Genomic DNA, 23,621 nt, shown 5'->3' with positions numbered 1-23,621 from the left:
CCCATAGAGAAGCCGCCCGTCGGGAGAAGCCCCTCGGGCGGGCGCCCGCCGCGGAGACGGCTACGCGCAGCCGCAGGACTGCCGTACGACCAGCTGTGACGGGAACACCTTCAGCCGCTCGCGCCGGGAGCCCGCCACCCGCAGACCGTCGTCCAGCACCAGGTCCACCGCGGCCCGCGCCATCGCCGACCGGTCCGAGGCGACCGTCGTCAGCGGCGGATCGGCGAGATCCGCCTCCTTGATGTCGTCGAAACCGGCCACCGCCAGCTCGCCGGGCACGTCGATGCGCAGCTCGCGGGCCGCCCGCAGCAGGCCGATCGCCTGGTCGTCGGTGGAGCAGAAGATCGCGGGCGGCCGCTGCGGCCCGGAGAGCAGCTCCAGGCCCACGCGGTAGGCGTCGTAGCGGTTGTACGGCGCTTCGAAGAGCCGCCCCTCGGTGGAGAGCCCGGCCTCCTTCATCGCGCGCTTCCAGCCCTCGACGTGGTCGGAGACCGGGTCACCCACCGACGGGGTCTCGGCGGTGCCGCCCATGCAGGCCACGTACTCGTACCCGTGCTCCAGCAGGTGGCGCACGGCGAGCTGGGCGCCGCCCAGGTCGTCGGTGACGACGGCGACGTCGTCGATCGCCTCGGGGCGCTCGTGCAGCAGCACCACCCGGGCGTCCCAGGCGTCGATCTCGGCGGCGGCGTTGTCGTTCAGCGCGTGGCTGACCAGGATCAGGCCCGAGACCCGCATGCCGAGGAAGGCGCGCAGGTAGTGGACCTCGCGCTCGCCGACGTAGTCGCTGTTGCCGACGAGCACCATCTTGCCGCGCTCGGAGGCGGCCCATTCGACCGCGTGCGCCATCTCCGCGAAGAACGGCTGGCGCGCGTCCGGCACGATCAGGCCTATGAGATCCGTGCGCCGCGACGCCATGGCCTGGGCGACCCGGTCCGGCCGGTACCCCAGTTCCTTGATCGCGGCGAGGACACGCTCGCGCGTGGCCGGGGCGACCGGCCGGGGTCCGTTGTTGATGACGTAACTGACGACGGCGGTGGAAGTCCCCGCCAGTCGCGCCACATCATCCCGAGTCACCTTGGCCACGCGCGGAGTCTACGCGGATGGAACCCGCTCCGGGCAGGGCGTATCACACGTTGGATGCCCGTGCGCCCGCCGCCTCGGCCGCCGTGTCGGCCCGGTCCCGGTCGGCTCCCGGCTTCGCCCGGTCGGACCGCGCGTCGTCGTCGGCCTTCTCCGCCTTCTCGCCCTTCTCGGGCTTCTCCGGCGTCACGAAGCGGTAGCCGACGTTGCGGACGGTGCCGATCAGCGACTCGTGCTCGGGGCCGAGTTTGGCGCGCAACCGCCGTACGTGCACGTCGACCGTGCGGGTGCCGCCGAAGTAGTCGTACCCCCACACCTCCTGGAGCAGCTGCGCACGCGTGAACACCCGGCCGGGGTGCTGGGCGAGGTACTTCAGCAGCTCGAACTCCTTGAAGGTCAGGTCCAGGACCCGGCCCTTGAGCTTCGCGGAGTAGGTCGCCTCGTCCACCGACAGGTCGCCGTTGCGGATCTCCATCGGGGAGTCGTCGCCGCCGATCTGCTGGCGGCCCATGGCCAGCCGCAGCCGCGCCTCGACCTCCGCCGGACCGGCGGTGTCCAGCAGTACGTCGTCGATGCCCCAGTCGGCGGTGACGGCGGCCAGGCCGCCCTCGGTGACCACCAGGACCAGCGGACAGCTCAGGCCCGTGGAGCGCAGCAGCTGGCAGAGGCTGCGGATCTGGGGGAGGTCGCGGCGGCCGTCGACGAGGATGACGTCCGCGCCCGGGGTGTCGACGAGCGCGGGGCCCTCGGCGGGAGCGACGCGCACGTTGTGCAGCAGCAGGCCGAGAGCGGGGAGCACCTCCGTCGACGGCTGGAGGGCGTTGGTCAGGAGCAGCAGAGAACTCATCGCGCCCCACCTGCCTGGGACGGTTCGTGGTCGTGCCCGGTTCGCTCGCCCATAACGTCTGGTTCCTCCTGGGTCCCTGCGAGGACGTTTGCGGCACTGCTTCGTACAGGTCGTGCGGGTGCGGGTCCCGTGCCCGTGGGGCCCGCCGCGCGTCCGCGAGGTGAATGCCCGGCGACCGCCCGGCATCGCTCCCGGAAGCACAAAAGGACCCGGGGGCTACGTTGCCCGAGTCCTCTGCCCAGCAGAATAGCCGACATGAGCAACCGACCGCCGGGTCATGTGGCGCGTTCCACCCGTGGTCCAGCCAATCGTCCGCATCCCGAGACGCCCCGGGGAGCGCCGCGCCGCACACCCGCGCGCACCTTCCTCCGTACGGCCGACGGGGTCCCCATCGACGCCGTGTACGAGCCGGGACCGGCCGGGCGGGACCCCTCTGACCTGGTGTTCGTCGTCGCGCACGGTTTCACGGGCGACGCCGACCGGCCGCACGTGCGACGCATCGCGGCGGCGTTCGCGCGGCACGGTGCCGTCGTCACGTTCTCCTTCCGGGGCCACGGCGCGTCCGGCGGACGGTCCACCGTCGGGGACCGCGAGGTGCTCGACCTGGCGGCGGCGGTGACGTGGGCGCGCGGCTTCGGGCACGCGCGCGTGGCGACCGTCGGCTTCTCCATGGGCGGCTCGGTGGTCCTGCGGCACGCGGCGCTGTACGCCGGTGACCCCGGGGCGGGCACGGACGCCGTCGTGTCGGTCAGCTCCCCCGCCCGCTGGTACTACCGGGGCACGGCGCCGATGCGCCGGCTGCACTGGCTGGTGATGCGCCCCGCCGGGCGCGTGGTGGGCCGGTACGGCCTGCGCACCCGCATCCACCACCGGGACTGGGACCCGGTGCCGTTGTCGCCGGTGGAGGCGGCGGGACGGATCGCGCCGACGCCGTTGCTCGTCGTGCACGGCGACCGGGACGGCTACTTTCCCCTTGATCACCCCCGGATGCTGGCCGAGGCGGCCGGTGACCACGGTGAACTGTGGCTGGAGCCCGGCATGGGCCACGCCGAGAACGCCTCGGACGAGGCCCTGCTGCACCGCATCGGCGACTGGGCGGTGGCGCGGGCGGGCTAGCCTGACGTTGTTCACCGCCGATCGACGACGACGCCGACACCCACACGTCGCCGACGCCGATCGGCTCCGGCGACGAAGGAACCAGATGGCAAAGGTCACGGTGCGCTACTGGGCCGCCGCGAAGGCCGCGGCGGGGGTGGCCGAGGAGCCCTGCGACGCGGCGACGCTCGCCGACGCGCTCGACGCGGTGCGCGAGCGGCACCCCGGCGAACTCACGCGCGTGCTGCTGCGCTGCTCGTTCCTCGTCGACGGTGACCCCGTCGGCACGCGCGGGCATGAGACGGTACGGCTGGCCGACGGCGGCACGGTCGAGGTGCTCCCGCCGTTCGCAGGAGGGTGAGCGATGACCGACCAGCCGTATCAGCCGTACGGACAGCAGCCGTACGGGCAGCAGCCGTACGAGGGAGACGACGGGCAGGCGTGGCCCGGGCAGCAGCCGTACCAGCCGTACCCGTACGAGGGCTACGGGGAGCAGCCGGACCCGAACGCCGGCCAGTACACGCAGCAGTGGCAGGGGCAGACCTGGGAGACGCAGATGCAGCCGCCGGTCTCCGCGGAGGAGACGGCGTACCTGCCGCCGCACGCCCAGCCCCAGCCTGAGCCGTACCCGGCGCAGGGCTACGGACAGCAGCAGCCGTACCAGCCCCATTCCCAGCCGCAGCGCGCGCCGTACCAGCCCGAGCCCCAGCCGTACGCGCCGCAGCCGCAGCCCCAGCCCCAGCCCCAGCCGTACGCGCCGCAGCCCCAGCCGCAGCCGCAGACGTACGCGCCGCAGCCCGAGCCCCAGCCGTACGAGCCGCCCGCGCCCACGCCCGGACCCGCGCCCGCGGCCTCCGCCCCCGCTTCCGCGCCCGGGGACTCCGACGAGCCGGGCTACGGTCCCGCGACGGTCGCCGGGAACACGCGGATCACGGACGCGCAGCGGGCCCGGGCCGAGGGGCGTTCGCCGGTCATCGACCCGGGCATGCAGCCGGCCGGCCTCACCGCGCTGCTGGGGCTGCTGCTGTCCGGCGCGGCGGCGCTCGGCACGTACGCGCTCCTCGTGCCGCTCGTCGTGCTCCAGGCCGTCACCGCGGCCGGCTGGTTCCGGCTGAACGGCATGTGGCCGGCCCGGCAGGGCATCGCGCTGGGCTTCGCGGGCGCGCTCGCCGCCGACGTGGCGATGCTGGCGTCGGACCGCTCCCCGGCGGCGATCCTCGGCACGCTCGGGGTGTGGGTGCTGCTCTCGCTCGTCCTTCAGCTGCGCTCGCACGCCGACCCGGACGAGCGGATGTACGGCCTGATGGCGACCATCGCCGCGGCCGCCCTGGCCGTCGTCGCGGGCGGGTACCTGGCCGCCGACGCGGACGCGGTGACCGTCGGCGGGATCGCCGTCGCCGTGGCCGCCGTGGCCCGGGCCCTGCCGCTGCCGGCCCCGGCGTCGGTGGTGGTCGCCCTGCTCGCGGCGGCCGGTGCGGGGATCGCGGCCGGTTCGCTGACGGACTTCGGGGCGTCGGGGGCGCTGCTCGGCGCGGGCGCGGCGGTGTGCGCGCTGATCGGTCTCCGGGTCGCGGCCTACGACTACCCCTCCCGCTTCGTCCACTTCACGGCGGGCGTGGCCCTGCCCCTCGCGGCGGCGGCCCCGGCCGTGTACCTCCTGGGCCGGGCCCTGGCCTAGGGGGGTCTCGTTTGGATCTTGTCGTGGGTCGGCAACAGGGCACCGTCGCCCGGAGCCGACCTGATCCAAACGACACCCCCTAGCCGCGCCGGTACGGCACCCCCTGTCACAGCTGTTCGACAAAATCCGGGGGGTGCCCACGGCCCGCGTTACGCTCGCGCTGGACGGCCGCCGGTCGTCGGTCCGTCGCCGTCGAGCGTCCAGGGTTGGGGAATCACCGCATGCGCGCACTGCGAATACTGTTGATCGTCGTCGTGATCCTGGGCGGCCTCTTCGTGATCGCCGACCGTGTCGCCGTGAACTTCGCCGAGGACGAGGCGGCGGACAAGCTGCGCAGCACCGAGAACCTGGCCTCCACGCCGGACGTCTCCATCAACGGCTTCCCCTTCCTCACCCAGGTCGCCGGCGGCGAACTGGACGACGTGGAAGTCGGCATCGACGACTACGAGGCGTCCACCGGCAACGGCGACGAGAAGATCCGCATCGCCACCCTGCGCGCGCACATGAAGGGCGTCGAGTTCTCCGGCGACTACAGCTCCGCCACCGCGGCCAGCGCCACCGGCACCGCGACCGTCGGCTACGACGAGCTGATGAAGGCCACCAAGTCCGAGCCCACGCAGATCGCGCCCGGTGTCGACGCCAAGGTCGTCGGCCTCTCCGACGGCGGCAACGGAAAGATCAAGGTGTCGTTGCAGGCATCGATCCTGGGCGTCGAGGTGCCCGAGCCGATCGACGTGCTCAGCTCGGTCAAGGTCAAGGACGACGACGTCGAGGTCGTCGCCGACGGACTGCCCGAGATAGGCGGCAGGCAGCTCGCCGAGTCCCGGATCCGGGCCATCACCGACTTCCAGCAGACCATCGACGAACTGCCGGGCGGCATCGAGCTGGACAAGGTCGAGGCGGCGAAGGACGGCGTCGAGATCACGGTGAAGGGTTCGAACGTCAGGCTGGCCGGGTAGAGCTGGCCGGGTAGGACGTGGGTCGGCCGCCCGCAGGCGGCCCCCCGACGCCCCGTCCGCGGCGCTCTCGCCGCCATGACGGTGCCCGGCGTCGTCCGACAGGCGAGACGGCACCGTCCGTTCCGCAGATGCGCAGACGCCCGCCCCGGTCCGCGGGGCCCCCGGCGCCTGCCCGGATCCCGCTCCGATCCCACACTCCGGACGATCCCGTCTCATCATGCGACACGTCGGTGACACGACCCGCCTCCGATCCCTACGATCGGGACCTATGAAGCGACAGGCGGATCTCACGAAGCGGCGGGCAGTGGACCTGTGCCGCGTTGCCGCCATGCTCTGTCGCACCTTCTGAGGTGGACGGCGACGCCGCCGTCCGTGTCCCCTCATCCCTCACCCCGCCCTGCCCTGGGCATCCGCGCGCCGTGCCGCCGCCCGGCCCGGGCGCGCACCCCCTCGCACCATGCCCCGCCGCCAACTGCCCCGGAGGAGAGAACATGAGCCGCAGCGACGTCCTGGTCGACGCCGACTGGCTGCAGGACCACCTGGACGACCCGAACATCGCGATCGTCGAGGTGGACGAGGACACGTCCGCCTACGAGAAGAACCACATCAAGAACGCGATCCGGATCGACTGGACGCAGGACCTCCAGGACCCGGTCCGCCGCGACTTCGTCGACCAGGAGGGCTTCGAGAAGCTCCTGTCGGCCAAGGGCATCGCCAACGACACGCTGGTGGTCCTCTACGGCGGCAACAACAACTGGTTCGCGTCCTACGCCTACTGGTACTTCAAGCTGTACGGCCACGAGAACGTCAAGCTCCTCGACGGCGGCCGCAAGAAGTGGGAGCTGGACGCCCGCGAGCTGGTCGCCGGCGACGAGGTGCCGCAGCGCGCCGCCACCGACTACAAGGCCAAGCCGCAGAACACCGCGATCCGCGCCTTCCGCGACGACGTCGTCAAGGCGATCGGCGCGCAGAACCTGGTCGACGTGCGCTCGCCCGACGAGTTCTCCGGCAAGCTGCTCGCCCCGGCCCACCTCCCGCAGGAGCAGTCGCAGCGTCCGGGCCACGTCCCGTCCGCCCGCAACATCCCGTGGTCGAAGAACGCCAACGACGACGGCACCTTCAAGTCGGACGACGAGCTCAAGCAGCTCTACACCGACGAGCAGGTCGACCTGGCGAAGGACACCATCGCCTACTGCCGCATCGGCGAGCGCTCGGCCCTGACCTGGTTCGTGCTGCACGAGCTGCTGGGCGTGGAGAACGTCAAGAACTACGACGGCTCCTGGACCGAGTACGGCTCCCTCGTCGGCGTGCCGATCGAGCTCGGCGCCAACAAGTAAGTCCGCCCCCTCAACCCCTCAGGAGTACGACATGTGCGGAGCGAAGGCCGGCGGCCCCGACGCCTCGACGATCAAGCCCGGTGAGACCACCATCCAGGGCCAGGTGACCCGCGACGGCGAGCCGGTGACCGGCTACGTCCGTCTGCTGGACGCCACCGGCGAGTTCACGGCGGAGGTCCCGACCTCCGCGACGGGCCAGTTCCGCTTCTACGCGGCCGAGGGCACCTGGACCCTGCGCGCGCTCGTCCCCGGCGGCACCGCCGACCGCACGGTCGTCGCCCAGCAGGGCGGACTGGCGGAGGTCGCGATCGCCGTCTGACGGCCCACGCGCCGCGCGACGGCCGAGGGGCCGCACCCACCGGGTTGGACGCCTGGGGTGCGGCCCCTCCGGCATGCCGGGCCTACGCTGGAGACATGTACGCGCGGCGGCGCCACGTCTACTTCGCCATGATGGGGACCTGCATCGTCCTCTTCGTCCTGGCCTGGGCGGTCGTGCGCCTCTGGTCCGTCCCGGCGGCCGTGGGCCTGTGCGTCGTGGCCATGGTCATCCCGCCGGTCGCCGCGATGTTCGCGAACCGGCGCGGCCCGGACGACCGCTGGTGGGACGACCCGTCGGGCGACGCCCAGTCCGACGAGTGGTGGGACGAGCTGGACGGGAAGAAGCGCCCGCACTGAGCGCCCCCTCCGCGCGGCGCGGCGTCAGTAGACGAGCGCCTGCGTGTCGTCGGCCAGCGCCTCCTGCACGAACACCTGCGCGCCCGCGATCCGCACGCCCTCGATGACGTCCTTCTCGGTGAGGTCGCGGCGGGCGGCGCACTGGGTGCACAGGGTCACCCGGCCGCCCGCGAGGAGCGAGTCGAGCAGGTCGGGCAGCGGCGCGGCGTGCGGCAGGTCGAACTCGGCCGCGCGTCCCGGCACCGCGAACCAGGCGGACTCACCGGTCAGCCACAGCGACACGTCGACCCCACTGGCCACGGCCACCGCCGCCACCGTGAACGCCTGCGAGCACCGCTCGGGCGCGTCCGCCCCCGCCGTCACCTTGATCACGAGCTTCTTCGCCATGCCGGAAGCGTAGCCCGCGCGGGCGGCGTCACACCCCGAAGGCGATCGTCACCAGCAGCGTCGCCACGCACAGCACGGTGAGCAGGCCGCTCACGGTGGCACCGTCCAGCCGGCCGCGCCGCCGGTGCCGGGCCCCGGCCCCGTGCCTCGGCGCGGGCCTCGGCGGGTGGTCCGGGTGGAACGGCGGCATCGCGAAGCCGGGGGAGAGGGGAGCCCGGTCCCGCCGGGGCGAGAGCCGCTGCGCCCGCCGGCACTCCTCGTAGGGCAGTCCGCCGTCGCAGGTCATGCCTCGTGCTCCTTGCGCTGGTGCTGGCGCAGCAGGACGTTCGCGTCCGTCACCGCGCTGTGGTCGAACGCCGCGCGGGCGGCTTCCCGCCGGTCGGCGAGCCAGGCGCAGGCCGCGCAGTCGGGGACCGGCCGGGGCGGCCGCTCGGGGTCTCCGGGGGCCGGTGGTGTGGCGAGCGTGCGGTCGTTCGCGGCGCGCAGGCTCGCCCCGAGGCGCTCCCGGTCGGTCGCCGGGCGCAGCGCGGCCGGCTCCGCCTCCCACTCCCGGCCGCCGCCGAGGGGGCGCAGCATCACCCGCGCCCCGCTGCGGCCCCGGTACTCGCCGACCCTGGCGGCCGCGGTGTCGTAGAGCACGGTGCCGGGCTCGTAGGCGGCCGGTTCAGTTCTCACGCGGTTCGCTCCCTTACGTCAACATCTATACGGAATGCGACAGTTGCCATACTCTGCGTAGTGGTGCGCAGTACGAGCATGACCCACGACGGGGGTCGCCAAGCCCGGAACGGCCGCTAGTGCCACACCGGGCGCTCCAAATTCCACAAATTCCACAGCCGGGAGGGGTGCGGTGCCGCAGCGGAGGGCGATCACGGGTCGCAGTCAGGAACCGAGGGCGCGGTTCGCGGAGGAGCTGCGGCTGCTCCGGCAGGGGCGGGGCGTGTCCCTGCGGGGCATGGCGGAGGCGGTGGGGTGGGACGCGTCCCAGTTCGGAAAGATGGAGAACGGCCACACGCTGGGCGGCCCGGAGATCGTGGAGGCGCTGGACCAGTACCACGGCACGGGCGGCATGCTGCTCACCCTGTGGGAGCTGGCGGTGGCGGACCCGACGCAGTTCCGGGAGCAGTACCGGCGGTACATGATCCTGGAGGCCGAGGCGATCAGCCTGTGGTACTACGCGGTGAGCGCCCCGCCGGGGCTCCTTCAGACCGCCGGGTACGCGCGCGAGGCTCTTGCCGCAGGCTGGCTGACGGTCCCCGAGCTTGAGCAGCAGGTCGAGGCACGTCTCGGTCGCCGGCAGTTGTTGGAGGGCGACACCCCACCGCCGTTTCGCGTCATTCTCTCCGAGGCGGTGCTGCGTACGTTGCTGCGCGACATGGGTGCATGGCGTGAGCAGTTGACTCACTTGGTGGAGATGTCCGAGCGTGCGAACATCACCCTCCACGTGCTGCCGTTCACTGCCGGGCGGCACGGGCTGACCAACACCGACGTGATGTTTCTGCGGCTGCCGAACGGCCGCGTAGTGGCCTACATCGAGAACGATTTGCGCGGTGAACTGGTCGAGGAAAACGCCTCGGTTGAGCTGCTTCAGCGCAGGTACGATGCGACGCGTGACCTGGCGCTGTCACCGGCCGAGTCGCGCGAGTTCATCCTGCGGACGTTGGAGGAAGCGCCATGCGAGCCATCGACCTGAGCACCGTGTCTTGGCGCAGGAGCAGCTACAGCAACTCAAGCGGCGGCAACTGCGTCGAGGTCGCCCCCGGCCTCCCCCTCGTCCCCGTCCGGGACAGCAAGGACCCCGCTCGCGGAGCCCTCCTCTTCGCCGCCCCCGCGTGGGTCGCCTTCCTGGACGGAGTCCGGCGAGAAGAGCCGGGAAGGGCCGCGTAAGCTGAGGTCGGCCCTGTTTATGCCCCCCGCTCAAGGAGCACCCCGTGGAGATCTTCTTCGAAGCCCTGCTGGTCCTGGTCTGCGTCGGCGTCCTCGCCTTCGCCGGTCTGACCGTGAAGAAGCTGTACCAGGGCCAGCGCTGATCACCGACGCCAGGAAGTACCGCTCATGATCGAGATCCCGTCCGACCTGCACAAGGGCCTCGTCCCGCTCGCCTTCCTGCTCGGCGACTGGGCCGGTGCGGGCGTGCACGACTTCCCCGGCGCCGAGAAGTGCAACTTCGGCCAGGAGGTCTCCTTCACCCACGACGGCCGGGACTTCCTGGAGTACCAGTCGCACACCTGGGTGCTGGACAACGACGGCAACAAGGTCCGTCCCCTGGAGTCCGAGCACGGCTTCTGGCGCATCGACGCCGACCGCAAGGTCGAGGTCACGATGGTCCGCGACGACGGCGTCATCGAGATCTGGTACGGCGAGCTGGCCGACCAGAAGCCCCAGATCGACCTGGTCACGGACGCGGTCGCCCGGACGGCGGCTTCTGAGCCGTACACCGGCGGCAAGCGGCTGTACGGCTACGTCAAGAGCGACCTGATGTGGGTCGGCGAGAAGCAGACCCCCGAGGTCGAGCTGCGCCCCTACATGTCGGCGCACCTGAAGAAGGTCGTCACCCCGGAGGACGTCGAGCGCTGGGCCAAGGCCCTGCCGGACGACATGCCGGACGACGGGATCGCTTTCTTCAAGTAGTCCTAGACTCGTGGTGTGGTGAGCACCGACTGGAAGAGCGACCTCAGGCAGCGCGGCTACCGGCTGACGCCCCAGCGGCAGCTGGTGCTCGAAGCCGTGGACACCCTCGAGCACGCGACCCCCGACGACATCCTCGGCCAAGTGCGGAAGACGGCGTCGGGGATCAACATCTCCACCGTGTACCGCACGCTGGAGCTGCTGGAGGAGCTGGGGCTGGTCAGCCACGCCCATCTCGGGCACGGTGCGCCCACCTACCACCTGGCCGACCGGCACCACCACATCCACCTGGTCTGCCGGGACTGCACCGACGTCATCGAGGCCGACGTGTCGGTGGCCGCCGACTTCACCGCCAAGCTGCGCGAGCAGTTCGGCTTCGACACCGACATGAAGCACTTCGCGATCTTCGGCCGGTGCGAGAGCTGTTCCCTGAAGGGTTCAACTACCGAGTCGTGAGCGAGTCGTAGGCTGGGCGTATGAAGAGCCCCCTGCTGTCCCTGCCCGGCGCCGTTCCCGCCGAGGGTGTGGACGAAGGCGTCGCCGCCCACTACGGCGACCTGTTCCGCGAGCAGCGTGCCCTCGCCGACGGCACCGGCTTCGTCGACCTCTCCCACCGCGGTGTCGTCACCGTGACGGGCGACGACCGGCTGAGCTGGCTGCACCTGCTGCTCACCCAGCACGTCAGCGACCTGCCGGCCGGCCAGGCCACCGAGGCGCTGATCCTCTCCGCGAACGGCCACATCGAGCACGCCCTGTACCTCGTCGACGACGGCGCGACCGTCTGGGCCCATGTGGAGCCCGGCACCCAGGAGGCGCTGATCGCCTACCTGGAGTCGATGAAGTTCTTCTACCGGGTCGAGGTCGCCGACCGCACCGCCGACACCGCCGTGGTGCACCTGCCGGCCGGTTCGATCGCCCAGGCCCCCGACTCCGCCGCCGTCCGCGAGACGCCGTACGGCCGTGACCTGTTCCTGCCGCGGGAGGAGCTGGAGGCGTTCGCCGCCCAGGCCGGGCCCGCGGCCGGGATCCTGGCCCACGAGGCGCTGCGCGTCGAGCAGCACCGCCCGCGTCTCGGCTTCGAGACCGACCACCGGACCATCCCGCACGAGCTGGGCTGGATCGGCACGGCCGTGCACCTTCAGAAGGGCTGCTACCGCGGGCAGGAGACCGTCGCCCGGGTGCAGAACCTCGGCAAGCCGCCGCGCCGGCTGGTCTTCCTGCACCTGGACGGCAGCGAGGTGCACCTGCCGCCGAACGGCGCGGAGATCCGCCTCGCCGACGACGGCCCCGACGGCCGGAAGGTCGGCTTCGTCACCACGTCCGTACGCCACCACGAGCTGGGCCCGGTCGCCCTCGCCCTGGTGAAGCGGAACGTGCCGGTGGACGCCCGGCTGACGGCCGAGGACACGGCGGCCGCGCAGGAGACGGTCGTCGAGCCGTAGCGAGCCGGGCCGAGGAGGGCCGGGCCGAGAGCCGGTTCAGACCTCCAGGAGGACCGTGAACGGGCCGTCGTTCGTCAGGGACACCCGCATCTGCGCGCCGAAGCGGCCCGTCGCCACGGTCGCGCCCAGGGCGCGCAGCCGCGCGACGACCTCGTCGACCAGCGGCTCGGCCACGTCGCCCGGAGCGGCGGCGTTCCAGGTGGGGCGGCGGCCCTTGCGGGCGTCGCCGTACAGGGTGAACTGGCTGATGACCAGGAGCGGGGCGTCGAGGTCGCTGCACGACTTCTCGTCGTGCAGGATCCGCACCGACCAGAGCTTGCGGGCCAGCTGCGCCGCCTTCTCCTCGGTGTCGTCGTGGGTGACCCCGACCAGGACGCACAGGCCCTCGCCCTCGATCGCGCCCACGGTCTCGCCGTCCACGACGACGCTCGCGCCGTCCACCCTCTGCACCACTGCACGCATCCCGTCATGATGCCGTGCGTCCCCGGAGCCGGTACGGGCGGGCCCGTGCGGGGTTTCGTATCGCTCCGTAACCCCCCATCTGGGGCCGATCGGGGCCGATCGGGGGCACTCGGTCACATAGCGGCCATGCGGGGTGGCACCATGCTTCCAGGCGCCGGGCGAGGGGACGGTTGAGGCACATGAGCACACCGAGTACGGGGCAGTCGTTCGGGACTGCCGCGTTGACACGTCCGGGTGGCCCCGGGGGTCCGGTCGGACCGGGCGGCCCGGAGTCGCCCAGGCCGCCCGTGCAGCGCACGGACAGCCCCGCGCTGCCGGGGGATTCCGCGGAGCACGACCTGACCGCGCTGAGCCTGCCGGAGCTGCGCACGCTGCGCCGGGACGCCCAGCGTGAGGAGGCCGACCTCAGCTACGTACGGCGGCTGTTGCAGGGCCGTATCGACATCCTGCGCGCGGAGCTGGCGGGGCGCGGGTCCGCGTCGCCCTCGTCCGTGGTCACCACCGCGGCGACCGGGTCCGTGGTCGAGCGGCTGTCGGAGATCCTCGCCGACGCGCCGGCGCGGCAGCGCTCCTCCGCCCGTCACGTGACGCTGGCCACTCCGCGCAGCGAGGAGTGCCGGCGGCTGGCCGCGGAGATGCTCGGCGAGGTGGAGCTGTCCGACCTGACGGCCCGCACCGATCTGGAGCTGACCGCGGGGATGGGGCGGCTCGTGCGCTACGAGCAGCAGGTCTCCCGGAGCCGGCAGCGGTTGCAGCGCACCGCGGACGGCTGCGGCGCGGAGATCGCACGCCGGTACCGTGAAGGGGAAGCACAAGTCGACGACCTGCTCGTGTGACACGGGGGCGGCCTCGCGCCGCCTCCGGGGTCCGGTGATCCCGGGCCGTCGCCGCGGGGGGTCGCCCGTTCCGGAAGGCCACCGCCGATGCCCGCGCCCCAGTCGCCCCAGCCGTCGCAGCAGCCGCTTGCGAACCAGTCGTCACCCACCTCCGCCCTCTCGCCCGTCGTGCCGCCCGTCCTGGCCGAGGTCGTCCGGTCCGGGTTCGTCGAGGGGCGGCACCGGGGCAGCCTGGTCGTGCTGGGCGCCGACGGAGCGGTGGAGCTGGCGCTGGGGGAGGTGACGGCACCGGTCTTCCCGCGTTCCTCCAACAAGCCGATGCAGGCGGCGGGCGTCCTGCGGGCCGGTCTCGACCTCGCGGGGGAGCGGCTGGCGCTGGCTGCCGCGAGCCACTCCGGAGAACCGTTTCACCGGGACCTGGTCCGCAAGATGCTGGCCGAGTACGGCCTGGACCCGGCGCTGCTCCAGTGCCCGCCCGATCAGCCGCTGGACGCCGAGGAGCGCGACACGTACCTGGCGTCGGGCGCCGTGCCCGACCGCGTCACCATGAACTGCTCCGGCAAGCACACCGCGATGCTCGCGGTCTGCGCCCAGCGGGGCTGGCCGCTGGAGAGCTACCTCGACCCCGAGCACCCGCTCCAGCGGATCATCCACAAGGTGGTGGAGGACGCGGCGGGCGAGCCGGTCGCCGCGGTCGGCACGGACGGGTGCGGGGCGCCGCTGATGGCGATCAGCCTGGTCGGCCTGGCCCGCGCCTTCCGCTCCTTCGTCACCGCCGAGGCCGGCTCGGCCGAGCGCCGGGTCGCCGACGCGATGCGCGCCCACCCCGAGTACGTCGCCGGCAGCCGCCGCGCCGACACCTGGCTGATGCGCGAGGTGCCCGGCACCCTCTCCAAGATGGGCGCCGAAGCCGTCCAGGCGGTGGCCCTGCCCGACGGCCGCGCCCTCGCCTTCAAGATCGAGGACGGCGCGGGCCGGGCGCTGGGCCCGGTGCTGGCCCGTGCGCTGGCCCTGCTGGGCGTGGACGGCCCGGTCGTCGACCGCATCGGCCGGGCGCCCCTGCTGGGCGGAGACCGGGAGGTGGGGGAGGTCCGGGCGGCCTTCTGACTCTCCGGACGCCGCTAATCCCCGCGACGCCGACGGGGGCGCCGACCTACGGTGAGCGTATGAGCCGCCGCACCGAGATCGACGTACGCCCCATCACCGAGGCCGAGTTCCCCGACTGGAACCGGGCCCTGAACACCGGGTTCCTGCAACCGCCGCTCGTCGCCGCCGAGCAGTTGGACGCCCGGCGCCTGGAGTTCGTGCCGGGCCGGTCGCTCGGTGCCTTCGACGGGGAACGCTGCGTCGCCACCTTCCGGTCCTTCGACCAGGAGCTGACGGCCGTCGGGGGCCGCCCGGTCCGTGCCGACGCGGTCTCCAACGTCACCGTCACCCCGACCCACCGCCGCCGCGGCCTGCTCACCCGGATGATGGCGCAGGACCTGGCGGCGGCGAAGGAGCGCGGAGACGTCGTCGCGACGCTGATCGCGGCGGAGTACCCGATCTACGGCCGGTACGGCTTCGGGCCCGCCACGACGATGACCGAGTGGACGGTCGACGTGCCCCGCGCCGGTCTCGACCCGCGCCGGGCGGTCCCGGAGGACGGCGGCCGGATCGACCTCGTGGACGGTGACGAGGTGCGCAGGCTCGGACCCGGGCTGCACGAGCGGCTGCGCCGGGCCCAGCCGGGCGCGGTCAGCCGGACGGAGCGGTGGTGGGAGTACCGGACGGGCGTGGCGAACTTCAGCGGCGCGCCGTGGACCGAGCCCTACTACGCCCTGTACCGCTCGGCGGACGGCGAGGTCGAGGGCATGGCCTCGTACCGGACCGACGACCGCTGGGACGCCAAGCAGCCGTTGAACACGGCGACCGTCGACTGGCTGATCGGTGTGACGCCGGCCGCCGAGCGCGCGCTGTGGCACTTCCTGTGCTCGATCGACTGGGTCCAGACGGTGAAGAGCGGCTGGCGCTCACCGGACGACCTGCTCCCGCACCTGCTGCCGGACCCGCGCGCGGCCCGGATCACCACGCAGGCGGACTGGCTGTGGGTGCGGATCCTCGACGTCGCGGCGGCGCTGGAGTCCCGGACGTACGAGGGCCGGGGCTCGGTGGTGCTGGAGGTCGCGGACGGCGGAGGGCTGACCGGCGGACGCCGGCGGCTGGAGGCGGGCCCGGACGGGGCGTCCTGCACGCGGACCACCGAGAGCGCCGATCTCGCCCTCGACGTGGGGGACCTGGCGGCGCTGTGGCTCGGTGACGAGTCGGCCGTGCGGCTGACCGCGCTCGGCCGGGTGCGGGAAGAACGAGCGGGCGCCGCCCGTGTGGTCGACGCCCTGCTGCGTACGTCCAGGCGGCCATGGTGCCCGGACATGTTCTGAGGTGACCCCCTTCCGCCGGTGACGGGTGGACGTGCGCATCCGTAGCGCGTGCTGACGTGCTGTCGTGCTGGTGGTGCTCTTCAGTTGTGGTTGTGGTTGTGGTTGTGGTTGTCGTGCGTGGTGCCTGCCGACCGGCCGGGCTCCCGGCTCCCCTCCGGAAGGGGGCCCGGCCGGTCGGGACGTCGGTTCAGCCGGACTGGGCGAGCAGCATCACGAGGATCACCGCACCGACACCGCCGATCACGGTGTTCTTCGCCTTGATGCCGATGGAGAGCGCGACGAACGCGATGATGCCCATCGGCCCGTACCTCCATTGCACGAGCTGCTCGAACCCGATGGCCAGAGCGGCGACGACGATGGCGATGAGCGGCATGGTGGACCCCCTGTCACCGTGGTGGCCAACCCTTGTGAGGATCGACCACGTTGCCCAAGTTGGCTGCCAACTTACCGCTACGTATCTCCACTTGGAAGAGACTCGTAACCACCTTTCGGTGAACTACCGCAGGATGGCGAGAAGTTGTGGGTGGCGCGAAGCGCTGCGGGACGGGCGGGCCGAAGTCGTGTCCCTCCGGCCCGCCCGTCCCGGGTCACAGTGCGGAACCCGCGACCAGGAGAGCCAGCAGCACCGCTCCCGCGGAGCTGACGGAGGGGCTCTTGGCCTTGATTCCTATGGTGAGCAGGAGCAGGCCGACAATTCCGGTGACGCCGTACCGCCACTGGACGATCTGCTCGAAGGCGATGACGAAGACCGCGGAGACTAGGGTCAGGACGGGCATGGTCTTCCCCCCTTCGGGAAGTTCGGGCGGCCGGAAGTCCTCGGATTCGCGTCTTCGGGAAGGTAAACTTCCGCCAACCGGGATAAGTTGGCAACCAACTCTAGCTATGTTGTTCCCACTTGGCTTCCATCTGTAAACAAGTTTCAATCAACTCCCGGTAGGTAGGCCGAAGTTGTAGCGTTTGGTCGTGACTCAGGAGAACGTGTCCGTGAACGGCAGCAGAAGGCTTTCGTCCCAGGAGATCGCCGACGTCCTGCGGGAGCGGATCGGCGGGGGAGACCTCAAGGCGGGTGACCGCCTGCCGACCCAGGCCGAACTGGCCGAGGAGTTCGGCGTGGAGCGCGGCACCGTACGCCAGGCGCTGCGCGCGCTCCAGGAGGACGGGCTGCTCACCAACGTCAGCAAGGGCAGCCCGCCCCGGATCGCCGAGCCCGCCCCCGTCCGGGGCGATGAGCCGCAGCCGACGGCGGTCTCGCTCGGGCCGCGCCTGGCGGAGGCGTTCGCCGCGCCACGGGTGCGGATCGACGTCGTGTGCCACACCTCGGAGACCCTGATGATGGCGCTCAGCGAGCCGCTCCGCCTGATCCACGAGGGGCGGCTCCAGCCCGAGGCGATCGAGTTCCGGGTGCTGGTGCCGTCGAGCGCCATCGCCCTGGCCTTCCCCGTCCTGGTCGGGGAGGACGCGCACGACCCGGTCCACCGCCGCTGGCTGGAGATGCGCGACGCGCACGCCCGGGTGCTCCGGCACAACCTGCACGGCGTGCGGAAGGTCAGCCGCCAGGTCGACGTGCGGGTGGCCTTCCGCACCCTGCCGTTCACCCCGCCGACCAAGCTCTACCTGCTCAACGGCGAGGAAGCCCTCTTCGGCTACTACCGGGTGACGCGGCGCGAGGAGGAGTACGAGGGCCGGACGCTGGAGATGTACGACGCGCTCGGCTCCCAGTCGCTGCTGTTCTCGTTCCGCAGGCGCGCCGGTCACCGTGAGGCGATGTTCGTGGAGGAGTCGCAGAACTGGTTCGACGCCCTGTGGGACACCATCTCCATGGAGATGGCGCTCTCCTAGTGACGTCCGGGGCGGAGCGGGGGGAACCGGTGGGCGAGCGGGCCGGACGCGTCCAGGAGGGCGGACGGCCCGAGTCCCTGCGGGACCTGGTCATGGGCGCCCGCGTCGTCCTGTGGGACTTCGACGGCCCCGTCTGCAGACTGTTCGCGGGACACCCGGCCGACGACGTGGCGAGGGAGCTGGTGGACTGGCTGGCGGACGTCGGCCACGACGGGTTGCTGACCCGGGAGGAGCGGGTGCACCCGGACCCGTTCCTCCTGCTGGCCGCCGTCGACCGCGAGCGCCGTCACGGTGACGTGGTCGCCGAGTTCGAGGAACGGCTGACCCGGGAGGAGCTGCGCGCCGTCGCCACCGCCCGGCCGACCCCGTACGCGGACCCCCTGATCCGCACCTGGGCCGCGCAGGGCGTCGGCCTCGCCGTCACGACCAACAACTCGCCCCGCGCGGTGAGCGCGTACCTGGAGGCTCGCGGCCTGCTGGGCTGTTTCACCCCCCACGTCAGCCCCCACGTCACCCCGCACGTCTACGGCCGGACCCGCGACCCGCGCCTGCTCAAGCCCGACCCGTACACGCTGGAGCGCGCCCTGCGCGCGTGGGGTGTCGCCCCCGCGCACGCCCTGATGGTCGGGGACTCCCCCGCCGACGTGGCCGCCGCCGGGAAGGCCGGCGTGCCCTTCCTGGGCTACGCGCGCAACGACCGCAAGGAGCAGCAACTGCGGTCCGCGGGCGCGGAGGTGCTCGTCCACTCCCTCGAAGAGGTGCTGCGGACGGTGCGGGACGCCTCGGCCCCGGGGAACTAGACCCGGCGCCCGGCGCGCTGCTCGCAGGCGGCCAGGGCGTCGGCGGCCCGCAGGACCGGCAGGTACGAGGACATCACCGCGTCGGCGCCGCCCCGCGCCATCCGCAGCGCGCGTCCCGGGTGGCGGGTGAGTCCGAGGAAGCCGGTCCCGGCCGACCGGGCGGCCTCGAGGTCGGTGAGCTGGTCACCCACGAGCAGGCAGTCGGAGGCGGGCAGGTCCAGGTGGCGCAGGGCCCGGTGCACGCAGTCCGGGTGCGGCTTCATGAGCCGTGCGTCGTGGGGTGCCCGGCCGAAGACCCCGGCGAACACCGGGCCCGGCCCGTGGGTGCCGAGGTACTTCCGGATCGGCTCCTCCGCGTTGTTGCTGACGACGGCCAGGCGTTTGCCGCGGCCGAGGAGCAGGTCGACGAGGGCGTCCAGGTGCGGGGTGGGGAGCGCGGTGCGCACGGCCCGCCGCTCCAGGGCGGTGACGGCGGCCTCGGCGAGTTCCAGCGGGAGGGCGCCGGCGGCGGGTGCGGAGCGCTCGTACATCTCCCGGAGGGGACGGAGGACGCCGTGGGCGTCGTCGCACGTCTCGACCGCGGGGTCGAGCGGCCCCCAGTGCCGCCGGGCCGTCCGCTTGATCCGCTCCGCGGTGACGGCCGTGGTGGAGCCCGCGAACAGGTCGCAGACCGGACCGTCGAAGTCGAACAGCACCGCTCGGGCGGAGCCGAACGCGCGCAGCGCCGCGACCGGGTCGTCGAGGTCGTCGAGGACGTCGAGGCCGTCGAGGCCGGGGCCTGTGTCGGTCACCGAGGCAGTCTCCCGCACCCGGCGCGGAGGCGTCGCCGCGACGCGGACGGGTGCGGCGCGATGCCGCGTCCGGTCCACGTCGGCGCGCTCGACGGCCGGCTGGGGTGGTCCCGCGCAGGCTCTAGGCTCGCCCCATGAGCACCCCCGGTCTGCGCGAGCGCAAGAAGCAGCGGATGTATCGCACGCTGTCGGACGTCGCCGTCGCCCTCTTCCTGGAGAGGGGCTTCGACGCGGTGTCCGTCGCGGAGGTGGCCGCCGCGGCCGAGGTCTCCAAGCCGACGCTCTTCCGGTACTTCCCGGCCAAGGAAGACCTCGTCCTCCACCGCATCGCCGACCACGAGGACGAGGCGGCCCGGGTGGCGGGGAGGGGTCCGGCGCCGGTCGAAGCGCTGCGGCGGCACTTCCTGGCGGGGCTGGAGCGGTGCGACCCGGTGACCGGACTCAACGACCATCCCGCCGTACTCGCCTTCCACCGGCTGCTCTACGGCACCCCGTCCCTGGTCGCCCGCATGCACACCCAGCTGGAGCGGTCCGAGGCCGCGCTCGCCGAGGCGCTCGGCGGCGACCTGGAGGCCAGGCTGGCCGCCGGGCAGATCATCGCCGTGCAGCGCATCCTCGCGCTGGACAACTGGCGGCGGATCGCCGACGGGGAACGGGTCGAGGACGTACGGCCGGACGCGGTGGCGGCGGCCGAGCGGGCGTTCGCGGGGCTGGCGGCAGGACTGCCGCAACGCATGACGAAGTAAATAATGTAACCGAGTAACGCCTTTCCTCTATGCTTGCTGGAATGACGTCGACCGATCTCGCCCTCCAGCGCGCCCTCGATGGGGAACGCGCCCACCACGAGCACTGCCGTGCCGTCCTCACCGCGATGGTCGAGGGCGCCCAGGAACACGTCGTCACCGGCGAAGACGTCTCCGCCTCCGGTGCCGACGCCGAGGTCCTCGGGTACCGGCTGCGCAGCCGGGCCAAGGAGATGCGCGAACTGCCCGAGGGGCCGCTGTTCTTCGGCCGGCTGGACTTCACGGAAGCGGAAGCGGAGGGGGAAGGGGAGGGGGAACGGGACGGAGCGGCGGAGGTGGAGGCGGAGGGCGGGGACGCCGTGCGGGCGCTGCACATCGGCCGGCTGCGGATCACCGAGCACCCGGCCGCCCCGCCCCTCGTCGTCGACTGGCGCGCCCCCGTATCCCGCGCCTTCTACCAGGCCACCCCCGGCGACCCCCGCGGCGTCGCCGTCCGCCGCCGCTTCGGATGGGCACCGGGCAGCCGGGGCGACCGCGCCGACCTCACCGGCATGGAGGACGAACACCTCGGCCGGGGCGAGTCCCGGGCGAGCACGATCGTCGCGCGGGAGATCGAACGCCCCCGGGTCGGACCGATGCGGGACATCGCCGCCACCATCCAGCCCGACCAGGACGACCTCGTCCGCGCCGGACTCGGCGACACCGTCTGCGTCCAGGGCGCCCCGGGCACCGGCAAGACCGCCGTGGGCCTGCACCGGGCCGCGTACCTGCTCTACACCCACCCGCAGCGCATCCAGCGCGCGGGACTGCTGATCCTCGGCCCCAACCCGACCTTCCTCGCCTACATCGCCGAGGTGCTCCCCGCCCTCGGTGAGAGCGGCGTACGGCAGTCCACGCTCGCGCGGGAGATCGCCCGGCACCCGGTCACCCGCACCGACGACGCCCGGACCGCCGCCCTCAAGCACGACGCCCGGACGGCCGAGGTGCTGCGCCGCGCCCTGTACGCGCGCGTGGACCCCGGCGCCGCGGACGACCTCGCCGTACCGGACGGCTCCTACCGCTGGCGCGTCCCGGCCGAGGCGCTGGCCCGCATCGTCGCCGACGTACGGGAGGAGGAACCGCCGTACACCGTCGGGCGCGAGCGGGTGCGGGCCCGGATCGTGCGCCACGTCCAGAGGCTCGCCGAACGGCGCGCCGGGCCGCAGACCAACGCCTGGCTGCGCCGCGTCGAACGGGCCCGTCCGGTCGGCGCGGCTCTCGACGCGGTGTGGCCCCGGGTACGTCCGGAGGAGGTGCTCGCACCGCTGCTCGGCGACCCCGCCGAACTGGCGCGGGCGGCCGAGGGCCTGCTGGACGGCGACGAGCAGCAGGCCCTGCTGTGGCCGGGCCGGCCCCCTCGGTCGTGGAAGTCGGCGCGCTGGTCCGCCGCCGACCAGGTCCTGCTCGACGAGGTCGCCGGACTCCTCGACCACCCCGAGGGCTACGGCCACATCGTCGTCGACGAGGCCCAGGACCTCTCCCCGATGGAGTGCCGGGCCATCGCCCGCCGCTGCGCCTTCGGTTCGCTCACCGTCCTCGGTGACCTCGCCCAGGGCACCACGCCGTGGGCCGCGCGCTCCTGGCGCACCGTCCTCGCCCACCTGGGCCGCCCCGGCGCCGCCGTGGTGCCGCTCAGCACGGGGTTCCGGGTGCCGAAGGAGGTCGTGGGCCTCACCAACCGGCTCCTGGCACGGCTCGACGTGGACGTACCGCCGGCCCGTTCCCTGCGCGGCGACGGCGAGCTGACGCTGCGCGAGACCCCGCCCGACGCCCTGCCGGACACCGTCGTGGACGCCGTACGGCACGCACTCACCCGGGAGGGCTCGGTGGGCGTCGTCGCCGCCGACCCGGACGTGCCCCGGCTGCGGGCGGCCCTCGACGCGGCCGGCGTCGCGGCGTCGGGGGACGAGACGCCGGGCGCCCGGGTGGCCGTGGTCGCGGCGAGCGTGGTCAAGGGCCTGGAGTACGACCACGTCGTCGCCGTCGAACCGGCCGAGATCGCGGCGGCACTGGGCCCGGGAGGCCGGGGCCTGCACCTCCTGTACGTGGTGCTCACCCGGGCCGTGTCCCGCCTGGACGTGATCCACGCGCGTCCGCTGCCGTTCTGAGGCGCCGCGCCGCGCCGCCCCGGTCAGCGGCCGGTGATCACGTCCGCGACGCGGGTGTACCCGTCCGAGCCGTGCCCCCGGGCGACGACCCGGCGGGCCTGCCCCTCGATCACCCGCATCAGGCTCGCGTCGATGCCGTGCGCCTCGGAGGCGTGGACGACGTGCGCCATGGTCGAGACGGCCGAGGTGATCGGGTTCAGTTCGCCCGAGTACGTACCGGCGTCGGTGTCGGCGGCGAACTCGGTGAACAGCGGCGGCAGGATGGCCGCGATGCCCTGCGCGAACGGCGCCAGCTCCGCACCGGTCACGCCCTCCGCCCGGGCCACGGCGAGGGCGTGCGTGTAACCCGCCATCGCCGTCCAGAAGATGTCGAGCAGCGCGATGTCGTAGGCGGCGGCCCGTGCGGGGTCCTCGCCCAGGTGGGTGTGGGTGCCGCCGAGTGCCGCCAGCACCGGCCGGTGCTCCTCGTACAGCTCCCGGGGGCCGCTGTGCAGGAACACCGCGTCGTCCGTGCCGATGGTCGGGGTGGGGGTCATGATGGCGCCGTCCAGGTAGCGGACGCCGTGCCGGGCGGCCCACTCGGCCGTGTCCCGGGCGCGGCCGGGAACGTCGGCGCTCAGGTTCACGACGGTCCGGCCCTTGAGCGCGGAGGTCACGGCCTCCTGGCGCAGTACGGCGTCCGAGGCGTCGTAGTTCACCACGCAGACGACCGTCAGCGGCGAGGCGGCCACCGCCTCCTCGGGCGACGCGGCGGCGACCGCGCCCCGGGCGGTCAGATCGGTGTCCCGGCCCGGCGTGCGGTTCCAGACGGTGGTCGCGAGCCCGGCGTCCAGGAACGCGGCGGCCAGCGTCCGGCCCATCGGGCCCAGACCGACGACGGTGACGGCGGAGGACCGCCCGGTGTGTGCGGACATGCTTCAACTCCCGTAATGTGACGAACAATTGCTCATGAATGGGGGCACCTCATGGCACACCGGCGCCACGACCCGAACGTCTGCGGAGTGACCGCCGCGATCGCCGTGATCGAGGGCAAGTGGAAGACCACGCTGCTGTGGCTGCTGGAGTCCGGCCCGCACCGTCCGGCCGAGCTGCGCCGGAGGGCGCCGGGCCTGACCGAGAAGGTGCTGACCCAGGCGCTGCGCGAGATGGAGGCGGACGGCCTGGTGGACCGCCGGGTCTACGACGTGTTGCCGCTGCGGACCGAGTACTCCCTGACGGCGTTCGGACGAGATCTCGCCGAGGCCCTCTCTCCCCTCTCCGACTGGGGCCACCGCCGCCTGGACCGGCTGACGGACCCCGGAACCGCCGCCCGCGCGACCTCCTGACCCCCGCCTGCCCCCACAGTCTCCGACGGGTCCGGCACGGTGCCCAGTACGCACAAAAAAGTGGGTACGGCGGCCGGGGGGAGGGCCGGGAAAACACTATTGCAAGCAGGTTGCTTGCAATAGTTAGCGGGAT

Annotated in this window: 30 protein-coding genes; 20 read left to right on the top strand and 10 right to left on the bottom strand. The window is 72.8% G+C overall.

The features are described from left to right. Positions 1-60: 60 nt before the first annotated feature. Entirely contained in the window at positions 61-1,083 is a 1,023-nt protein-coding gene (locus tag EV562_RS33920) for a LacI family DNA-binding transcriptional regulator (RefSeq protein ID WP_115743311.1), read from the bottom strand. 43 nt (positions 1,084-1,126) lie between these two features. After that, positions 1,127-1,927 carry a response regulator transcription factor gene (locus EV562_RS33915; RefSeq protein WP_133890704.1) on the bottom strand — a complete coding sequence of 267 codons (801 nt, stop codon included), beginning with the start codon at positions 1,925-1,927 and terminating at the stop codon, positions 1,127-1,129. 255 nt (positions 1,928-2,182) lie between these two features. Between EV562_RS33915 and EV562_RS33910 the strand changes: the two genes are divergently transcribed. The 7 genes from EV562_RS33910 to EV562_RS33875 all read left to right on the top strand — a co-directional run bounded on the left by EV562_RS33910 (position 2,183) and on the right by EV562_RS33875 (position 7,671). Continuing rightward, a complete protein-coding gene (locus EV562_RS33910) occupies positions 2,183-3,043 on the top strand; it encodes an alpha/beta fold hydrolase (protein WP_208298480.1) in 861 nt (286 codons plus the stop codon). 85 nt (positions 3,044-3,128) lie between these two features. Next, the gene (locus tag EV562_RS33905; RefSeq protein ID WP_133890703.1) at positions 3,129-3,383 is read left to right on the top strand and encodes a MoaD/ThiS family protein; all 255 of its coding nucleotides are present in this window, start codon (positions 3,129-3,131) and stop codon (positions 3,381-3,383) included. 3 nt (positions 3,384-3,386) lie between these two features. After that, complete coding sequence (locus EV562_RS33900) at positions 3,387-4,700, top strand: hypothetical protein (RefSeq protein ID WP_133890702.1); 1,314 nt, start codon at positions 3,387-3,389, stop codon at positions 4,698-4,700. A 221-nt stretch (positions 4,701-4,921) separates the two neighbouring features. Continuing rightward, a complete protein-coding gene (locus tag EV562_RS33895) occupies positions 4,922-5,659 on the top strand; it encodes a DUF2993 domain-containing protein (RefSeq protein WP_133890701.1) in 738 nt (245 codons plus the stop codon). Positions 5,660-6,150: 491 nt separating this feature from the next. Then, entirely contained in the window at positions 6,151-6,996 is an 846-nt protein-coding gene (locus EV562_RS33885) for a sulfurtransferase (protein WP_133890700.1), read from the top strand. Positions 6,997-7,027: 31 nt separating this feature from the next. Continuing rightward, positions 7,028-7,315, top strand: coding sequence for a DUF1416 domain-containing protein (locus EV562_RS33880; protein WP_115743318.1), 288 nt, complete (start codon positions 7,028-7,030; stop codon positions 7,313-7,315). A gap of 95 nt (positions 7,316-7,410) precedes the next feature. Beyond that, on the top strand, positions 7,411-7,671 hold the full coding sequence (locus tag EV562_RS33875; RefSeq protein WP_133890699.1) for a DUF3099 domain-containing protein: 261 nt from the start codon (positions 7,411-7,413) through the stop codon (positions 7,669-7,671). Between the two features lie 24 nt (positions 7,672-7,695). On the opposite strand, the gene EV562_RS33870 is transcribed toward EV562_RS33875, so the two are convergent. The 3 genes from EV562_RS33870 to EV562_RS33860 are packed head-to-tail and all read right to left on the bottom strand — an operon-like array spanning position 7,696 to position 8,733. Next, positions 7,696-8,058 (bottom strand): DsrE family protein, encoded by a 363-nt coding sequence (locus EV562_RS33870; RefSeq protein ID WP_104635647.1) that lies wholly within the window; start codon positions 8,056-8,058, stop codon positions 7,696-7,698. A 28-nt stretch (positions 8,059-8,086) separates the two neighbouring features. After that, positions 8,087-8,344 carry a hypothetical protein gene (locus EV562_RS33865; RefSeq protein WP_133890698.1) on the bottom strand — a complete coding sequence of 86 codons (258 nt, stop codon included), beginning with the start codon at positions 8,342-8,344 and terminating at the stop codon, positions 8,087-8,089. Continuing rightward, entirely contained in the window at positions 8,341-8,733 is a 393-nt protein-coding gene (locus EV562_RS33860) for a hypothetical protein (RefSeq protein WP_133890697.1), read from the bottom strand. Before EV562_RS33860 ends, EV562_RS33865 begins: the two co-directional genes overlap by 4 nt. 172 nt (positions 8,734-8,905) lie before the next feature. Between EV562_RS33860 and EV562_RS33855 the strand changes: the two genes are divergently transcribed. The 5 genes from EV562_RS33855 (at position 8,906) to EV562_RS33830 (ending at position 12,125) form a co-directional block, all read left to right on the top strand. Further along, positions 8,906-9,748: a helix-turn-helix transcriptional regulator gene (locus EV562_RS33855; protein WP_133890696.1), complete on the top strand. Its 843-nt coding sequence runs from the start codon at positions 8,906-8,908 to the stop codon at positions 9,746-9,748. Beyond that, positions 9,730-9,942: a DUF397 domain-containing protein gene (locus tag EV562_RS33850; protein ID WP_133890695.1), complete on the top strand. Its 213-nt coding sequence runs from the start codon at positions 9,730-9,732 to the stop codon at positions 9,940-9,942. Before EV562_RS33855 ends, EV562_RS33850 begins: the two co-directional genes overlap by 19 nt. 168 nt (positions 9,943-10,110) lie before the next feature. Continuing rightward, entirely contained in the window at positions 10,111-10,686 is a 576-nt protein-coding gene (locus EV562_RS33840; RefSeq protein WP_133890694.1) for an FABP family protein, read from the top strand. Between the two features lie 15 nt (positions 10,687-10,701). Continuing rightward, a complete protein-coding gene (locus EV562_RS33835; protein ID WP_133890693.1) occupies positions 10,702-11,139 on the top strand; it encodes a transcriptional repressor in 438 nt (145 codons plus the stop codon). A gap of 20 nt (positions 11,140-11,159) precedes the next feature. Then, positions 11,160-12,125 carry a folate-binding protein YgfZ gene (locus EV562_RS33830; protein WP_133890692.1) on the top strand — a complete coding sequence of 322 codons (966 nt, stop codon included), beginning with the start codon at positions 11,160-11,162 and terminating at the stop codon, positions 12,123-12,125. A 36-nt stretch (positions 12,126-12,161) separates the two neighbouring features. Here EV562_RS33830 and dtd read toward each other — a convergent pair whose 3' ends face one another. Further along, a complete protein-coding gene (gene dtd, locus EV562_RS33825; RefSeq protein WP_133890691.1) occupies positions 12,162-12,587 on the bottom strand; it encodes a D-aminoacyl-tRNA deacylase in 426 nt (141 codons plus the stop codon). Positions 12,588-12,766: 179 nt separating this feature from the next. Here dtd and EV562_RS33820 point away from each other — a divergent pair, with 179 nt between their 5' ends. The 3 genes from EV562_RS33820 to EV562_RS33810 all read left to right on the top strand — a co-directional run bounded on the left by EV562_RS33820 (position 12,767) and on the right by EV562_RS33810 (position 15,843). After that, positions 12,767-13,423: an aerial mycelium formation protein gene (locus EV562_RS33820; protein WP_133890690.1), complete on the top strand. Its 657-nt coding sequence runs from the start codon at positions 12,767-12,769 to the stop codon at positions 13,421-13,423. A gap of 87 nt (positions 13,424-13,510) precedes the next feature. Then, complete coding sequence (locus EV562_RS33815; RefSeq protein ID WP_133890689.1) at positions 13,511-14,530, top strand: asparaginase; 1,020 nt, start codon at positions 13,511-13,513, stop codon at positions 14,528-14,530. 59 nt (positions 14,531-14,589) lie between these two features. Continuing rightward, complete coding sequence (locus EV562_RS33810; RefSeq protein WP_133890688.1) at positions 14,590-15,843, top strand: GNAT family N-acetyltransferase; 1,254 nt, start codon at positions 14,590-14,592, stop codon at positions 15,841-15,843. A gap of 187 nt (positions 15,844-16,030) precedes the next feature. Here EV562_RS33810 and EV562_RS33805 read toward each other — a convergent pair whose 3' ends face one another. Next, positions 16,031-16,216 (bottom strand): hypothetical protein, encoded by a 186-nt coding sequence (locus tag EV562_RS33805; protein ID WP_133890687.1) that lies wholly within the window; start codon positions 16,214-16,216, stop codon positions 16,031-16,033. A gap of 214 nt (positions 16,217-16,430) precedes the next feature. Continuing rightward, complete coding sequence (locus EV562_RS33800; RefSeq protein ID WP_133890686.1) at positions 16,431-16,619, bottom strand: hypothetical protein; 189 nt, start codon at positions 16,617-16,619, stop codon at positions 16,431-16,433. Positions 16,620-16,800: 181 nt separating this feature from the next. On the opposite strand from EV562_RS33800, the gene EV562_RS33795 reads away from it, so the two are divergent. Further along, positions 16,801-17,682: a winged helix-turn-helix domain-containing protein gene (locus EV562_RS33795; protein ID WP_133890685.1), complete on the top strand. Its 882-nt coding sequence runs from the start codon at positions 16,801-16,803 to the stop codon at positions 17,680-17,682. Further along, positions 17,631-18,482, top strand: a complete 852-nt coding sequence (locus EV562_RS33790) for an HAD family hydrolase (RefSeq protein WP_133890684.1) — start codon at positions 17,631-17,633, stop codon at positions 18,480-18,482. Before EV562_RS33795 ends, EV562_RS33790 begins: the two co-directional genes overlap by 52 nt. On the opposite strand, the gene EV562_RS33785 is transcribed toward EV562_RS33790, so the two are convergent. Further along, entirely contained in the window at positions 18,479-19,273 is a 795-nt protein-coding gene (locus EV562_RS33785) for an HAD-IA family hydrolase (protein WP_133890683.1), read from the bottom strand. The genes EV562_RS33790 and EV562_RS33785 overlap by 4 nt on opposite strands. Before the next feature lie 134 nt (positions 19,274-19,407). On the opposite strand from EV562_RS33785, the gene EV562_RS33780 reads away from it, so the two are divergent. Continuing rightward, a complete protein-coding gene (locus tag EV562_RS33780; RefSeq protein WP_133890682.1) occupies positions 19,408-20,019 on the top strand; it encodes a TetR family transcriptional regulator in 612 nt (203 codons plus the stop codon). Positions 20,020-20,060: 41 nt separating this feature from the next. Then, a complete protein-coding gene (locus tag EV562_RS33775) occupies positions 20,061-22,163 on the top strand; it encodes an AAA family ATPase (RefSeq protein WP_133890681.1) in 2,103 nt (700 codons plus the stop codon). Between the two features lie 23 nt (positions 22,164-22,186). Here the strand turns inward: EV562_RS33775 and EV562_RS33770 are convergent, their stop codons facing one another. Continuing rightward, entirely contained in the window at positions 22,187-23,077 is an 891-nt protein-coding gene (locus EV562_RS33770) for an NAD(P)-binding domain-containing protein (protein WP_133890680.1), read from the bottom strand. Between the two features lie 51 nt (positions 23,078-23,128). Between EV562_RS33770 and EV562_RS33765 the strand changes: the two genes are divergently transcribed. Beyond that, positions 23,129-23,488, top strand: coding sequence for a helix-turn-helix domain-containing protein (locus EV562_RS33765; RefSeq protein ID WP_133890679.1), 360 nt, complete (start codon positions 23,129-23,131; stop codon positions 23,486-23,488). Positions 23,489-23,621 lie beyond the last annotated feature (133 nt).

It is taken from the genome of Streptomyces sp. BK208 (genome assembly GCF_004364245.1).
Lineage (GTDB): Bacteria > Actinomycetota > Actinomycetes > Streptomycetales > Streptomycetaceae > Streptomyces.
This window is presented reverse-complemented; position numbering and strand designations above follow the sequence as displayed.

What these genes read in the sequence shown, in the direction of transcription:
- EV562_RS33915 (WP_133890704.1), bottom strand. Translation starts at nt 1,927, where the DNA reads ATGAGTTCTCTGCTGCTCCTGACCAACGCCCTCCAGCCGTCGACGGAG.
- EV562_RS33910 (WP_208298480.1), top strand. Translation starts at nt 2,183, where the DNA reads ATGAGCAACCGACCGCCGGGTCATGTGGCGCGTTCCACCCGTGGTCCA.
- EV562_RS33905 (WP_133890703.1), top strand. Translation starts at nt 3,129, where the DNA reads ATGGCAAAGGTCACGGTGCGCTACTGGGCCGCCGCGAAGGCCGCGGCG.
- EV562_RS33900 (WP_133890702.1), top strand. Translation starts at nt 3,387, where the DNA reads ATGACCGACCAGCCGTATCAGCCGTACGGACAGCAGCCGTACGGGCAG.
- EV562_RS33895 (WP_133890701.1), top strand. Translation starts at nt 4,922, where the DNA reads ATGCGCGCACTGCGAATACTGTTGATCGTCGTCGTGATCCTGGGCGGC.
- EV562_RS33885 (WP_133890700.1), top strand. Translation starts at nt 6,151, where the DNA reads ATGAGCCGCAGCGACGTCCTGGTCGACGCCGACTGGCTGCAGGACCAC.
- EV562_RS33880 (WP_115743318.1), top strand. Translation starts at nt 7,028, where the DNA reads ATGTGCGGAGCGAAGGCCGGCGGCCCCGACGCCTCGACGATCAAGCCC.
- EV562_RS33875 (WP_133890699.1), top strand. Translation starts at nt 7,411, where the DNA reads ATGTACGCGCGGCGGCGCCACGTCTACTTCGCCATGATGGGGACCTGC.
- EV562_RS33870 (WP_104635647.1), bottom strand. Translation starts at nt 8,058, where the DNA reads ATGGCGAAGAAGCTCGTGATCAAGGTGACGGCGGGGGCGGACGCGCCC.
- EV562_RS33865 (WP_133890698.1), bottom strand. Translation starts at nt 8,344, where the DNA reads ATGACCTGCGACGGCGGACTGCCCTACGAGGAGTGCCGGCGGGCGCAG.
- EV562_RS33850 (WP_133890695.1), top strand. Translation starts at nt 9,730, where the DNA reads ATGCGAGCCATCGACCTGAGCACCGTGTCTTGGCGCAGGAGCAGCTAC.
- EV562_RS33840 (WP_133890694.1), top strand. Translation starts at nt 10,111, where the DNA reads ATGATCGAGATCCCGTCCGACCTGCACAAGGGCCTCGTCCCGCTCGCC.
- EV562_RS33830 (WP_133890692.1), top strand. Translation starts at nt 11,160, where the DNA reads ATGAAGAGCCCCCTGCTGTCCCTGCCCGGCGCCGTTCCCGCCGAGGGT.
- dtd (WP_133890691.1), bottom strand. Translation starts at nt 12,587, where the DNA reads ATGCGTGCAGTGGTGCAGAGGGTGGACGGCGCGAGCGTCGTCGTGGAC.
- EV562_RS33820 (WP_133890690.1), top strand. Translation starts at nt 12,767, where the DNA reads ATGAGCACACCGAGTACGGGGCAGTCGTTCGGGACTGCCGCGTTGACA.
- EV562_RS33815 (WP_133890689.1), top strand. Translation starts at nt 13,511, where the DNA reads ATGCCCGCGCCCCAGTCGCCCCAGCCGTCGCAGCAGCCGCTTGCGAAC.
- EV562_RS33810 (WP_133890688.1), top strand. Translation starts at nt 14,590, where the DNA reads ATGAGCCGCCGCACCGAGATCGACGTACGCCCCATCACCGAGGCCGAG.
- EV562_RS33805 (WP_133890687.1), bottom strand. Translation starts at nt 16,216, where the DNA reads ATGCCGCTCATCGCCATCGTCGTCGCCGCTCTGGCCATCGGGTTCGAG.
- EV562_RS33800 (WP_133890686.1), bottom strand. Translation starts at nt 16,619, where the DNA reads ATGCCCGTCCTGACCCTAGTCTCCGCGGTCTTCGTCATCGCCTTCGAG.
- EV562_RS33780 (WP_133890682.1), top strand. Translation starts at nt 19,408, where the DNA reads ATGAGCACCCCCGGTCTGCGCGAGCGCAAGAAGCAGCGGATGTATCGC.
- EV562_RS33775 (WP_133890681.1), top strand. Translation starts at nt 20,061, where the DNA reads ATGACGTCGACCGATCTCGCCCTCCAGCGCGCCCTCGATGGGGAACGC.
- EV562_RS33770 (WP_133890680.1), bottom strand. Translation starts at nt 23,077, where the DNA reads ATGTCCGCACACACCGGGCGGTCCTCCGCCGTCACCGTCGTCGGTCTG.
- EV562_RS33765 (WP_133890679.1), top strand. Translation starts at nt 23,129, where the DNA reads ATGGCACACCGGCGCCACGACCCGAACGTCTGCGGAGTGACCGCCGCG.